The sequence below is a fragment of the Bifidobacterium sp. UTBIF-68 genome, assembly GCF_006408855.1.
GTDB classification, from domain to species: Bacteria; Actinomycetota; Actinomycetes; order Actinomycetales; family Bifidobacteriaceae; genus Bifidobacterium; species Bifidobacterium reuteri.
Map to the genome: position 1 here is coordinate 26,098 of NZ_JFAN01000032.1, position 12,805 is coordinate 38,902.

At 61.1% G+C, this 12,805-nt stretch carries 9 protein-coding genes; 5 read left to right on the top strand and 4 right to left on the bottom strand.

Annotated features, from left to right (window positions below; all coding sequences use genetic code 11):
- Positions 1-110: 110 nt before the first annotated feature.
- Positions 111-1,583 (bottom strand): sugar transferase, encoded by a 1,473-nt coding sequence (locus BW14_RS09500; RefSeq protein ID WP_258185062.1) that lies wholly within the window; start codon positions 1,581-1,583, stop codon positions 111-113.
- Between the two features lie 780 nt (positions 1,584-2,363).
- Between BW14_RS09500 and BW14_RS09505 the strand changes: the two genes are divergently transcribed.
- The gene (locus tag BW14_RS09505) at positions 2,364-4,133 is read left to right on the top strand and encodes an MDR family MFS transporter (protein WP_308810445.1); all 1,770 of its coding nucleotides are present in this window, start codon (positions 2,364-2,366) and stop codon (positions 4,131-4,133) included.
- A gap of 37 nt (positions 4,134-4,170) precedes the next feature.
- Here the strand turns inward: BW14_RS09505 and BW14_RS09510 are convergent, their stop codons facing one another.
- From BW14_RS09510 to BW14_RS09520, 3 genes are all read right to left on the bottom strand, one after another.
- The gene (locus BW14_RS09510; protein ID WP_044089542.1) at positions 4,171-4,542 is read right to left on the bottom strand and encodes a type II toxin-antitoxin system PemK/MazF family toxin; all 372 of its coding nucleotides are present in this window, start codon (positions 4,540-4,542) and stop codon (positions 4,171-4,173) included.
- Positions 4,539-4,790: an AbrB/MazE/SpoVT family DNA-binding domain-containing protein gene (locus BW14_RS09515; protein WP_044089544.1), complete on the bottom strand. Its 252-nt coding sequence runs from the start codon at positions 4,788-4,790 to the stop codon at positions 4,539-4,541. The genes BW14_RS09510 and BW14_RS09515 overlap by 4 nt, the downstream gene beginning before the upstream one ends.
- Before the next feature lie 525 nt (positions 4,791-5,315).
- Entirely contained in the window at positions 5,316-7,463 is a 2,148-nt protein-coding gene (locus tag BW14_RS09520) for a sugar porter family MFS transporter (RefSeq protein WP_140490402.1), read from the bottom strand.
- Positions 7,464-7,759: 296 nt separating this feature from the next.
- Here BW14_RS09520 and BW14_RS09525 point away from each other — a divergent pair, with 296 nt between their 5' ends.
- The 4 genes from BW14_RS09525 to BW14_RS09540 all read left to right on the top strand — a co-directional run bounded on the left by BW14_RS09525 (position 7,760) and on the right by BW14_RS09540 (position 12,767).
- Positions 7,760-8,629, top strand: a complete 870-nt coding sequence (locus BW14_RS09525; RefSeq protein WP_140462575.1) for an aldo/keto reductase — start codon at positions 7,760-7,762, stop codon at positions 8,627-8,629.
- On the top strand, positions 8,629-9,372 hold the full coding sequence (locus BW14_RS09530; RefSeq protein ID WP_181161739.1) for an HNH endonuclease family protein: 744 nt from the start codon (positions 8,629-8,631) through the stop codon (positions 9,370-9,372). The genes BW14_RS09525 and BW14_RS09530 overlap by 1 nt, the downstream gene beginning before the upstream one ends.
- Before the next feature lie 330 nt (positions 9,373-9,702).
- Positions 9,703-11,049 carry an Nramp family divalent metal transporter gene (locus BW14_RS09535; protein ID WP_375137581.1) on the top strand — a complete coding sequence of 449 codons (1,347 nt, stop codon included), beginning with the start codon at positions 9,703-9,705 and terminating at the stop codon, positions 11,047-11,049.
- Between the two features lie 608 nt (positions 11,050-11,657).
- Positions 11,658-12,767 carry an ATP-binding protein gene (locus BW14_RS09540; protein ID WP_140490404.1) on the top strand — a complete coding sequence of 370 codons (1,110 nt, stop codon included), beginning with the start codon at positions 11,658-11,660 and terminating at the stop codon, positions 12,765-12,767.
- The last annotated feature ends 38 nt before the right edge of the window (positions 12,768-12,805 follow it).

Consider the following 12,805-nt stretch of genomic DNA (forward strand, 5'->3'; position numbering starts at 1 on the left):
TGTGTCCCCCCGCCCCGTCACACATCATTGCGTCATATACAAGCTGTCATATTACCGTAATCGGCAACAATGACGATATGAGCCATCTGAACTGCAGACAGCGACAATCATCAGTAAGCGCCCTTGTGGCTGAGCACGGCACCCACCGTGCGGAACATCAGCACGAAATCACCCAGTACCGACCAATTCTGGACATAAGCCACATCCAGGGCCTCGCTCTCCTCTGCGGACAAATCGGAGCGACCGGACACCTGCCACGGACCGGTGATGCCTGGCTTGACCAGCATGCGAGTGGCGTACAGCTTGTTATACCGGGCATATTCCTCAGGTAGCGGCGGGCGCGGGCCCACCACGGACATATCACCTATGAACACGTTAAGAAACTGCGGCAACTCGTCGATGGAGAAGCGGCGGATAAAATGACCGACCTTGGTGATACGCGGATCGTTCTTCATCTTGAAGATGAAACGATCGGTCTGGCCAGTCTCCTCGGCGAGCTTCTTCTTCAGTTCATCGGCATTGACCACCATCGAACGGAACTTGAGCATCTCGAACGGCTTGCCACGCAATCCAATGCGCTTCTGCTTGTAGAACACCGGACCGCCATCGGTGGCCTTGATAGCGATGGCCACCGGAATCGTGAGAATCAGCGAGCAGATGATAGCCAGCGTGGAGATGACCAAATCGAGCGCACGCTTGATCAGACGGTTGCTCGGGGAATACTGCGCCAAGCGCTGCGTGATGATTGTGGTGCCCTGGATCGAACGCACCTGCAACTCATGGTTAGAGGTATCTGCGGCAGAGGCCACCATGGCGATCTCCAAGCCATATGATTCCATGCGCACGGAGAAGATGTTGAAGTTGTCGGAATACCGGCGAATCTCATCGGTGACCATCACCGTCTGGGCGTCCATGCCGGCGATGCTCTCTGCCAGACCATGCTCGTCATACTCCAACACGGGCAGCGACGAGCCCCAGTTCATGCAGATGTCGCGTTGCATGTCTTCGATATCGTGATCCGGCTCGACCAGATCGGTCTCGGGGTTGAGACGGATCGGGCAAACCGCCACCGGACGGTAGTTCAGCTGCTCACGACGGCTCAGGAACTTCAGCGTACGGCCGATGCCCTCAGGAGAGCCCACCAGCACCGTGCCATACGCATACTCACCCTTGCTGCGGCTGCGTGTGATGAACAGTCGGGTGAAGATGCGCTCGACCGTGGTCAACGCCCATCCGGCGATGACCATCAGGCACAACGATGTGAGCGTCAGATCGAAGTTGAAGAAGAAGTTAAACGCGCACTGGATGACCCAGCATGTCAGCATGCCCTTGAACAGCAGCGCATTGAGCTGATAGCCGTCACCCATCACATGACGGTGGTACACGCCTACAGCATGCAACGACCACACCCAGAACAACGCGGTGATGACCAGATACAGAGTCGCGTTCATCGTGAAATCGAAACGGGGAGTGAAGAATGGCTGTGCCTCGTCTCGAATATTGAGCACAGTGGCACCGGCGATGACGAACATCGCAGCATCGATGAACATCAATGCCAGATTTACGAAGAACCGCCAGTACATTACGTGCGAAAGCTGGGACTGGCCGTTGACCGACTGCACCGGCTCCTGAGACTGCTGAGCAGGATTCTGAGCCGCCTGCGTTTGCGAGGCATCCTGCTGCTGCGCGCGCCCTCGGCCATCCTCCCACTGTGACGAACTATCCAACGATGTCATTACCGACATTCCTCTTTACTACTCGCTCTCTCTGCCGTTCAAGCCCCGCCGGATGCCGCAATCACGGTATTCCCGATGTCAGTTCCTGCCGTATTGGACAGCATCGGATGCGATACCACATGCTGCCACGGAATCCTCGCCCCCCCCCCCGCATTGTTTGCATTGCAGGGCGGGTATCGCACTGGACGCTTATACGGATCTATGGGCGCTAGGTCTCGGGGCCGGCTTTTCGGTGGGTCGAACCTATTTCCGTATCTTACAAGGGTGGGGACACAAATTACATGGGGCATTGTTACGGACAGTGGAATCGTATGTGTGATCAGATGAACATGCTCACGGATTCGGTAATAGCAACGTTGTACCGATATCCGCATTATGGACATGCGTGACGGGAGAATAGCGGCTGCAAACGGCATACGGGTAGAGGCGGATTCCGCATGGCACTGGAATGGAACTGGCTGAGGCTGTTTGGTGAAGGCCAATCTGCAGTCGGCCTAGAAGATGTGGACGGATCAGCCACGCGAGAACAGACCACCCTGCGGCGTAGGGTGTACGCGTGCTTTCTTGAGGATATCCGGTCAGGCATAGGAGCGACGACTGTTCACACCGGCCGGATCTGGAAGTGGGGTGTGTGTGGCCAGCGGACATGGAACTGGGAATCAGAACATCGGAAATCTCGCCATTCGGAATCGCACCGGCGAGCTGCGCAAGGCGCTGAGTCAGGACGAGGCGTTCGCGGACGGCAAGTTGAGCCGGGCGGCGTTCATCTCCCTCGCCATCCTCACGTTCATCACGTTCGTCGGCAACTTCGCGCAGCTGCAGCTGAGCTCCGCGCTGCCGGTCATCGTCTCCGAATTCGGCATCTCCGTGACCACCGGGCAATGGCTCACCTCCGTATTCCAGCTGGTCATGGGCGTGATGGTGCCGCTCACCGCGTTCCTGACCCGTCGGTTCTCCACGCGCCAGATCGTGATCACGTCCATGGCCGTGTTCACGTTGGGCTCGGTGCTGGCATGGCTGGCACCGAATTTCGTACTGGTGCTGGGCGGGCGCGTACTGCAGGCGGCGGGCACGGGCGTGATGTGGCCAGTGCTGCAGATTACCGTATTCTCCATCTATCCGTTGTCGCGGCGCGGTTTCGCGATGGGCACCGTCGGCATGGCCATGAGCGTGGCACCGGCCATCGGACCGGTGCTGGGCGGTTGGCAGACCGACGCCACCGGCTGGCGCTCCATCTTCCTGACGCTGAGCATCATCGGCGTCGGCTCCCTGGCGGCAGCCGTGTTCGGACTGCATAACTTCGGCGCGCATGACCCTTCGGCGCGTGCGGACTTCTTCTCCGTGTCGCTGTCCGTCATCGGATTCGGCGGGCTGATGTTCGGCTTCACCAACTCCGAAGCCTACGGGTTCGGGGCACCGGTGGTGTGGGTGCCGATGGTCGTCGGACTGGTGGGTATCGTGTGGTTCGTGGCCCGCAACCTGCGGCATGGGCGGCGGTATAGCGAGGCGAAGGCGGCGGCTGCAGCTGAAGCGGCCGCTAATGGTGCTGCGGACGCCGACGCGGAGCCTGCGGACAGCCGTACCGCTAAGTCCAGTGGTATCACCAGCAACAGTCATGCAGCCGTCTCCGGCACAATCACCGGAACCGCACAAGCCACCGGTGCTGTTGGCAGTGGCACCGTGCTCCCCCAGCCGCCGCTGCTCGACCTGCGCGTGCTGAAGAACCGGTCGTTCACCGTCGGCACCATCACCGCGTCGCTGGCGTTCTTCGCCTTCAGCTCGATTCTGGTCATCATGCCGCTCTACATCCAGACCGACCGCGGATTCTCGGCCACCATGAGCGGGCTGATCATGCTCCCCGGCGCCATCGGCATGTGTGTCTCCCAGTTCTTCGGCGGACGCGCGATGGACCGGTTCGGTGCACGGCCGGTCGCACTGTTCGGCTCGAGCGTGCTGACGCTGGGCACCATCGGCATGTCGCTGATCTCGATGGACATATGGATATGGTGGGTGTCGATCTGCCAATTCGTGCGTCAGATCGGCATGGGCTTCCTGCTGATGCCCATCACCACGTGGTCGTTGAACTGCCTGAACGGACCGGACGAGGTATCCGCAGGATCATCGGTCACGAACACGATGCGCCAGATCGCCGGTGCGGTGGGCGCGCCGGTGCTGGTGATTCTCATGGAGGTGCTCGCATCCTGGCGCGCTGCTGGCGGGGCTTCTGATGTCGCAGCGTCGATTTTCGGCATCCAGTGGGTGCTGCGCGTTTCCGCGATGATCTGCTTCGTCATGGTACTGATGGTGGCGTTCGGCGTACGCGGGGACGGCGCGGGTCACATGCGCGACGCCGTATCGCTGAGTGCGTTGCGCCGTCGTCGGAGCCTTCATCGGTGAGTGTGCGGCTTGTTTTCAGAGCTAGTGGTCCGTCTCGCTAGATGAGTCGTTCGATGCGCATGGTCGGTTGCATGAGGCCACTGAGCAACGTCTCCGTGATCCTGTCGAGCGTCTGCTCGTCCACATCGCCGACACGGACCGCGTGCCGCGCGTCCAGATCAAGGCACTTCGCCTGTTCGATCTCGGCCCACCCATGTATCTCGGAACCATCTTCGGTGGGAATGACGCCGATATTGACGTGAAGCGGATACTCACGGTCGCTGGTGACCGGCACGGTCATGGGCATGTTGTTGAACCGGTTGTAATAGTCGTTGCTCACCACGACCAGCGGACGACGCTTGTTCTGCTCGTGACCGGCTGACGGGTCAAGGTCGGCCCAGACGATATCCCCGTATCTCCAGTCGCTCACATCCGCTCCCGTCCTGCCGCCGCCGCGAATCCGTCCTCGGTCGGCTGGGGGCCGTCGTATCCGTCGAACAGTTTCGCGTAATCCATGATTCCGATGAACCGTTTGCGGGCGGGCGTGACCAGCAATCCGCCCTGTTCGACGCGGACCTCCAGCTCGTCTCCCACGTGCAGACCGGCCTGCGAAATCAGTTCTTTGGACAATCGGATGCCCTGCCCGTTGCCCCATCGTGTCAGCGTGGTCGTGGCCATGTCAACCTCCCATCATAAGTGTATACTAAGTATACACTTGATTCGTTTGAAAAAAACACTGCATCTCGCGTCTCTCCCCCAGTCAGCTTCGCTGACAGCCCGTCCTGCAATTACGGTCGCGCTCCGCGCGGCCTTCTGCTGGCTCGCCTGTCGGCTCGCACGTTGCCTACGAACAGCTCCGCTGTTCGCTTCACGGCAACGGTCCATCAGAGGGGGCCGGTGCGGCCAACAGTTGGCTCCCCTTGTCAGGGGAGCTGTCGGCGTAGCCGACTGAGGGGTAGTCAACTTGGTTTGGTCTCTCCCCCAGTCAGCTCCGCTGACAGCCCCCTCGTCAGAGGGGGCCGAAATACCACCGCTGTTTGCTTCGCTGACAGCCCGTCCTGCAATTACGGACGCGCTGCGCGCGGCATTCTGCTGGCTCGCCTGCCGGCTCGCACGTTGCCTACGAACAGCTCCGCTGTTCGCTTCACGGCAACGTCCCGTCAGAGGGAGGCAGCACCGCTCAACCAATCACGAGACGGACCACTAGGCCTTGATCAGGGCGTCTAGGGAATCAAGCGCTTGATTGATGGCCTTGGTTTCGCGGGCGTCCTCGGCCTCGGCCGCATCATAGGACGGGGCCGTGGTGTCGGGGAGAATCACGCCGATGCCATTGCCATTGCGGGATTGCTCCAACGCCGAAATCGACACCTGCTGCTGTGTCGGCTCGGGGACCACAGGCCGGGCGGGAAGCGGCACCGACATCGGCGCAACAGGCTGAGCGACCGTGGCATCGGTCGTGGGCGGCACTGGCGCGGCCGCCGGAGCATGACTCGCCGCCGCCTCCGCCTGTACGGCCGCGAGGGACTCGGGCACTATCATCGTCGCATCATCGATATTGGCGGGTTCGTCGACCATATGGCTGCCGCCGGGATTGCCGCCGGGATTGCCGCCGGCACCCGAAAACGCACTGACGGACGGGTATGCGCCAGCAGCGAGTCGGGCATCGGAGATCACAGAGTGGCCTACCGTGTGTTTCAGTTGTTCGGCTCGCAGGTCCTCGGCGGCATCATGCCGGGCCGCGTCCCGGCGCATCGCCGCGACATTCTGCTGCGTCTGCAGCTCGATGATCTTCCGCTGGGCTCCGATGCGGGCGCGTTCGGCGGCGGTCATAATGCCCAACGCCTGCAGTCGTTCGTTTTCGACACGTCGCAGTGTGGCTTCCGCGTGGCGGATGTTCGCATCAGCAGAACTCAGCGTGTATTTGGCGGCGGCGAGCGGGGTTTTCGGCTGCCACAGATGCTCGATCTCCTCGAGCGTGCGTCCCATGGTCTCCGGAACGAGCTTGACAATACCCAGCAGGCAAATCAGATTCACGGCGCCGAAGATGGTGAAGGAGATGCCTCCACCCCAGCCGTCGATCATCAACGGTGTGAACTGGGCGATGATCCAGTTGGCGAACAGCAGGCACATCACGCACAAGCCCGTCGCCCGGCCGCGCAGATACGTGGGAAAGAGTTCAGGTATCACAATCCAGGGAATCGGCCCCATGGAGAACGCGAACGATGCGGTGAACGCAATCACGAACACGAATGTCAGCAAAGCGCTCTGGATGGCGTATGAGATGGCGATGCAGAACGCGAATGCGCACATCATGCCCGCGCCGACCTCCATCAGTCGTTTGCGCCCGAACGTGTCGATGAGATACAGGCCAATCACCGTGGCTACGAGTTCCACGCCGCCCACGCATGCGGCGGTCAGGAATTCCGTGTCCCCCCTGAAGCCCAGATCGGAGAACATCACCGGACCATAGTAGGAAATGGCATTCATGCCAATCAGCTGATTGAACACCGCAAGGAAGATGCCGATGCCCAGCGCCTTGCGCAACCCCGGGCGGAAGAAATCGTGGAATTCCCTGGACATCTCATGTTCCAGTTTCACCGACGCATTGATATCGTCCACTTTCAACCGGGCGCGTTCGGTGCCGAGAATGTGCTCGAGCACGGCGAATCCCTCATCGGTCTTGCCGACCTGGATCAGGAATCGCGGGCTTTCCGGAGCGTGCAGCATCGCCAGCAGAAAAGCGGCCGCCGGAATGGCGCCGAGCCCCAGCATCCAGCGCCAACCGGTGGCCACATCCCAGTGATGCGAGCCGTACGAGACGATGATGTAGTTGATGACATTGGTCAGGAAGATGCCGCACACCGCGAGCATCTGATAGGAGAACGAGAGCAGGCCGCGGATGTTGGTCGGCGCCGACTCGGTGATGTAGGTGACGGCCGGGGCAGCGGTCAGGCCGATGCCGAATCCTCCGACCATGCGCGAAACAATCAGGTCAATCGGGCCGACGGTCAATGCGCTCCAGATGGCGGCCACGAGGAAGAATCCGCCGCCGATAATCAGGATGCGTCTGCGGCCGAATGTGTCGGAAAGAAAGCCGGCCGCCGCGGCCCCGACCATGGCTCCGACCATGATGGAGGAGATGACGAAGCCTTCCATGAAGGTGCTGAGCCCATACCGGATGTCCAGGAATTCGATGGCACCGGAGATGGACACGGTGTCGTAGCCATAGAGCAGCCCGGCGAGCCCCGCGCTCAGTGCCAGGCCAAAGGTGTATTTGCCGGAGCCCTGCGTGCGAATGGCTGTTCCCAACGGGTTGTTGTGTTTTGTGGCATCCTGAAACAGGCCCGCCATATGCCCTTCCTCTCAATACAGCATGGGGACTGTGTTCATATTAGTCGCACCGGGAAGGATTGTAACGCGGCAATTTCACAACCGTTCCCTAGCTGTTCCATACGGCTCGTTTGCTGGCGATCAATGCGGCATGCGGTCATGCGGATGGCTGGGAGCGCATGGTTCCATACGGCAACGTGTACAGTGGCGAGTAGCCGAACATGCCATCGAATCGTGACGCCGGAGCAGCGGCGGCCACCATGATGAACCGTATGTCGAACCACTATATCGAACCACTATATGAAGGAGCATCGCTCATGACCAACGGTCACATCAACCCAGCGAACGTACCGGACATCCCACTCAAAGACGGCCACTCCATCCCCCAGATCGGCCTCGGCGTGCTGCGCATCGACGACGATGGCGTGACCCCGGTCGTGGAATCCGCACTTGAAGCCGGCTACCGTCACATCGATGGCGCGGCCGGCTACAACAATGAGGCGGGCGTGGGCCGCGCGCTCGCCGCCACCGGCTACAACACGGGCGCCAAGCGCGAGACCCTGTGGGTCACCACCAAGCTGCGCGACTCGCAGCAGGGCTACGATTCCGCGCTGCGCGCCTTCGACGATTCGCTCGCCAAACTGCAGCTCGACTACGTGGACATGTATATGATCCATTGGCCCACCCCGTTCGACTGGCGCAGCACCGACACATGGAAGGCGTTCATCAAACTGCGCACGGAGGGCCGCGCCCGCACGCTCGGCGTCTGCAACTTCATGCCCGCCGACCTTGACCGCCTCTATCAGGAGACCGGCTCCTGGCCTGCCGTGAACCAGATCGAACTGCACCCCACCTGGCAGCAGCGCGAAGTGGTGGCCTATTGCAAGGAGCACGGCATAGCCGTGGAGGCCTATTCGCCGATGGCCCGTGGCGCCGACCTCAACGCCGGCGACGGCACGATTGCGCGCATCGCCGAGGCGCATCAGGTGAGCCCTGCGCAGGTGATTCTGCGCTGGCACATCGAAAACGGCACCATCATCATCCCGAAGTCCGTGCACGCGGAGCGTCAGCAGGAGAACCTCGACCTGTTCGGCTTCGCCCTGACCGCCGAAGAGCATGAGGCCATCGACGCGCTCAACGGCCCGACCCGCGCCGGCCACGACCCCGCCACCTTCACCTACGCCTGATGAGTCGCCGATCAACGCATTTCCGGCGCGGCATCAACGCCTCCAATCCATTGGAGCGCATCCTGATCCTGCTGGTGATCGCCGCCATCATCGGCGTCACCGCAGGACTGCTGCTGCCGCAGGTCAGTCCCACCGCAGCCACCGTCACCGGCAGATATACGGCCACCGGCTCGGCCGCCGACACCCTGAACGCGCTCACAGTGGACGATAATCAGAATCCTGACGGCTACGACCGCGACGCGTTCGGCTTCCGCGAAACCGACACGGACGGCAACGGATGCGACGTGCGCGAGGACGTGCTCGCTCGCGACCTGACCGACGTGGTGTACAAGCATGCCGGCTCCTGCCAGGTCTCATCCGGCACGCTCGCCGACCCGTACACCGGCCAGACCATCCACTTCGTGCGCGGCCGCACCACCAGCGCCAAAGTGCAGATCGACCATGTGGTGGCGCTCGAAAACGCATGGCAATCCGGCGCGCGCGACTGGGACTCCGCGCAGCGTCTCCAGTTCGGCAACGACCCGTACAACCTGCTGGCCGTGGACGGTCCCGCGAATCAGGAGAAGGGGTCAGCGTCTGCGGCATACTGGCTGCCCACCAATGCCGCATACCGGTGCGATTACGTGGCCCGGCAGATCGGCGTCAAGGACAAGTACCATCTGAGCGTCACCAGTCAGGAGAAGACCGCGATGCTTGCCGTATTGCACAACTGCCCGGGGCAGGCGGTCCCCGCCGATCAGTGATTTGTCTTTGACATATCTGCGTTACGAGGGGCGGGCGGGAATACTGGTGGAAATGCTGCGCGGAAAACCGATGTTGACGAAGTAACATGGCGACGCTATAACAGGGGCCGGTACCAGACAGTGCATAAACGGTACCCGAACGGTGCATGAGGGGAAGGCAAGACCACGAATCAGCTCAACGACAAGGACAGCGAAGACAAGCCTGCGTCTGACCAGAACAGGCCGCGCACCAACGATCCCACCATCACGAACGGCCGTACGCATGGCCGCGGCTACGGTCGTATGCACACCATCGACAAGCGTCGCACCATCAATCCCAACCGCGAACGGCTGGTCTCCGAACATCCTGACCTGAACATCGTCGACGCGCAGACTGCGGCCGCCATCGACCGAGACGACGCCGAGATCGACAAGGAGCGTGCTGCAGCGCGGGCGGAAGGAGGCAGCGGCGCCAAGACCACCCATCACGGTCATGCGCTTGCGGGAATCCTGGGCCCGGCGTTCGTGGCGGCCGTGGCATACGTGGACCCCGGCAACGTGGCCGCCAACATCACCTCCGGCGCGCGGTACGGCTATCTGCTCGTCTGGGTGCTGGTGATGGCCAACATGATGAGCGTGCTCATCCAGTACCAATCCGCCAAACTCGGCATCGTGACGGGCAAATCGTTGCCTGAGCTGCTTGGCGAGCGTATGCATGACGCCGGCCGGTTCATGTTCTTCATGCAGGCCGAGGTCATCGCCATCGCCACCGATCTGGCCGAACTCATCGGCGGCGCCATCGCCCTGAACCTGCTATTCGACCTGCCGCTGTTCGTGGGCGGCTGCGTGATCGGTGCCGTCTCCACCGTGCTGCTGATGTTCGAGGGCGGCAAGACCCATCGCCTGTTCGAGAAGATGGTCATTGCGCTGCTGCTGGTCATTACGTTCGGCTTCATCGCCGGCCTGTTCATCGCGCCGCCGAACCCGGTCGAAGTAGCCGGCGGCCTGATCCCGCATTTCACCACCACGGACTCCGTACTCATGGCCTCCTCCATGCTGGGCGCCACGGTGATGCCCCACGCCATCTACCTGCATTCCACGCTGGTCAACGACCATTACGCGCCCGGTCAGGCCAAGCCCTCCACCAAGCGTCTGCTTGACGGCTCCAAGGTCGATGTGGTCTGGGCGCTGCTGCTCGCCGGCACGGTGAATCTGAGCCTGCTGATTCTGGCCGCGAACTCCCTGTACGGCATGAAGGGCACCGATTCCATCGAGGGGGCGCAGCATGCGATTGTCTCGGTATTGGGCCCGGCGATCGGCACTATCTTCTCCATCGGCCTGCTGGCATCCTCACTGAGCTCGACGTCGGTGGGAACCTACGCCGGTTCGGAGATCATGCATGGCCTGCTGCGTATCAAGGCGCCGATGTGGGCCTGCCGTGTGGTGACGCTGGTGCCGGGACTGATTGTGCTCTGGTTCGCGCCGAATCCGACCGAGGCGCTCGTGGTCGGTCAGGTGATCCTCTCCATCGGCATCCCGTTCGCCATCATCCCGCTGATGCGCTACACGCACGACAAGGAGCTCATGGGCAAATGGGTGGACGGCCCGGTCAAGCATGTGATCTTCATCGCCGTAGCCGTGCTGATCATCGCGCTGAACGTGCTGCTGATCGTGCTGACGATCCTCGGCAAGGCCTGAGGTCTGAGGCTGAGGCTGGGGCTGAGGCTGAGGCTGAGACTGGGCTTGAGGCTGGTATGTGGGTCGAAAAGTGGGCTGTTTGCACCATATCTTGCAGTTGTGTGTACCGGCGGCTGGAGATCGGGTGAAAACGGGCGGCTCGCGTCGTGTCAGCGGTGTTGCATAATGGCGGAATTGCAACGATCGTGGAGTTCCTGCCCGTCAGCCTTGCCGATGTGCGCGCGCCTGGCGGTACACACAACTGCAAGATATGCCCGAGAATAGGCACCGTGCCACATCTGGGGGATCACCTCCGGTCGCTGACAGACGCAACCGTCACTCATGCCAATGAGAACGTGCCATTTTTCTGAGCCGGCTGCAGTGCTTCGACCAATGGTCGTAGGCCGTGTTGCTCGGTGGAATTGTTCAATCGCGGTGTTGCTTCTTGTTCTATTTGTTCTATTTGTTCTATTTCCTATCCTATATAGGGCTTACTATTGTTGGAATTGCAACGACAGTAAGCCCTTGTGATTCGTAGGGCGGGTTTGTTCTATGGATTTTCTATTTGTTCTATAGACAGGTATATTGAAGGTACACTAGGACAACCGGCGTTGCGAAGGAGACTCGCCATGACGTTCCCTGCGAATCCATTCAAACCAACGGCAGGCGTGATGCCGCCGGTGCTCATCGGTCGCGAATCCATCGGATTGGATTTCTCTGAAGGGTTGGATGATGGTCCCGGTGCGCCCGATCGCCTGATGCTGATCACAGGGCCGCGAGGTAGCGGGAAAACCGTGATGCTGACGGAACTGGGGCTGATCGCCGCTCGACGTCACTGGACGGTGATTGATGAAACGGCATCTGCTGGTTTGGCGGAACGCCTCATCGCTCGTATCGCCCCGGAATCGAGCCGCATCGCCGGAGTGAACATCAAACCGTCGCTGATGGGCGCCAGCTTGGGCGAGGTGAACATAGCGCCGGCATTGCGCCCCTCCACGCTGCGCGACTCCATGTCAGCGCGGCTTCGTGCGCTGGGCAAAGGCAAAGGTCTTCTGATTACCATCGATGAGACACAGGATGCGAGCATGGAGGACATGACCGCCATTGCCACGGCTGCTCAGCACATGCTGCGCGACAATGCGGAAGTCGCGTTCGTCTTCGCGGGCTTGCCTTCTCTCGTGTCCGATTTGCTCAACGCCAAGGTGCTGACGTTCCTGCGTCGCGCCTCGATCAAGGAACTCGGTGATGTGCCGCTGGATGAAGTGCGGGACGCATTCGCATCCACGATTCGGGGCGCAGGACTGTCGATTACGGACGAAGCCTTGGATTTCGCAGCGCAAAGCACGGGCGGCTATCCGTACATGATCCAGCTGGTCGGATACAACATGTGGCGCACCGCCCGCCGGCGTGCCGATGGATTGGGTCGCACGATCTCATTGGACGACGTGAAGGCCGGTGTGGAACAGTCGAAGGCAAAACTTGGCGAGGGTGTGTGCGCTCCCGTGGTTAAGCAGCTGTCCGATCGGGCGGTCGACTATGTGACGGCCATGGCACAGGATGACGGACCGTCATCGACCTCGGAAGTCGCTGCGCGTATGGGCGAGAGCATGGACTATGCCAACATCTACCGTCAGCGTCTGATCGAAGACCACATCATCGCGTCTCCGGCGCGAGGCTTCGTCGATTTCGCCATCCCGTTCCTGCGAGAATACCTACGTTCCCTGCATCGGCCTGAATGATCTCCGGCGGATTCTTATGGTTCTCTTCCACTGGTCAA

Bases quoted from the DNA above. Each gene is read 5' to 3' on its own strand.
- BW14_RS09500 (WP_258185062.1), bottom strand. From the start codon at position 1,583: ATGTACTGGCGGTTCTTCGTAAATCTGGCATTGATGTTCATCGATGCT.
- BW14_RS09515 (WP_044089544.1), bottom strand. From the start codon at position 4,790: ATGGCCACGACCACGCTGACACGATGGGGCAACGGGCAGGGCATCCGA.
- BW14_RS09520 (WP_140490402.1), bottom strand. From the start codon at position 7,463: ATGGCGGGCCTGTTTCAGGATGCCACAAAACACAACAACCCGTTGGGA.
- BW14_RS09525 (WP_140462575.1), top strand. From the start codon at position 7,760: ATGACCAACGGTCACATCAACCCAGCGAACGTACCGGACATCCCACTC.
- BW14_RS09530 (WP_181161739.1), top strand. From the start codon at position 8,629: ATGAGTCGCCGATCAACGCATTTCCGGCGCGGCATCAACGCCTCCAAT.
- BW14_RS09540 (WP_140490404.1), top strand. From the start codon at position 11,658: ATGACGTTCCCTGCGAATCCATTCAAACCAACGGCAGGCGTGATGCCG.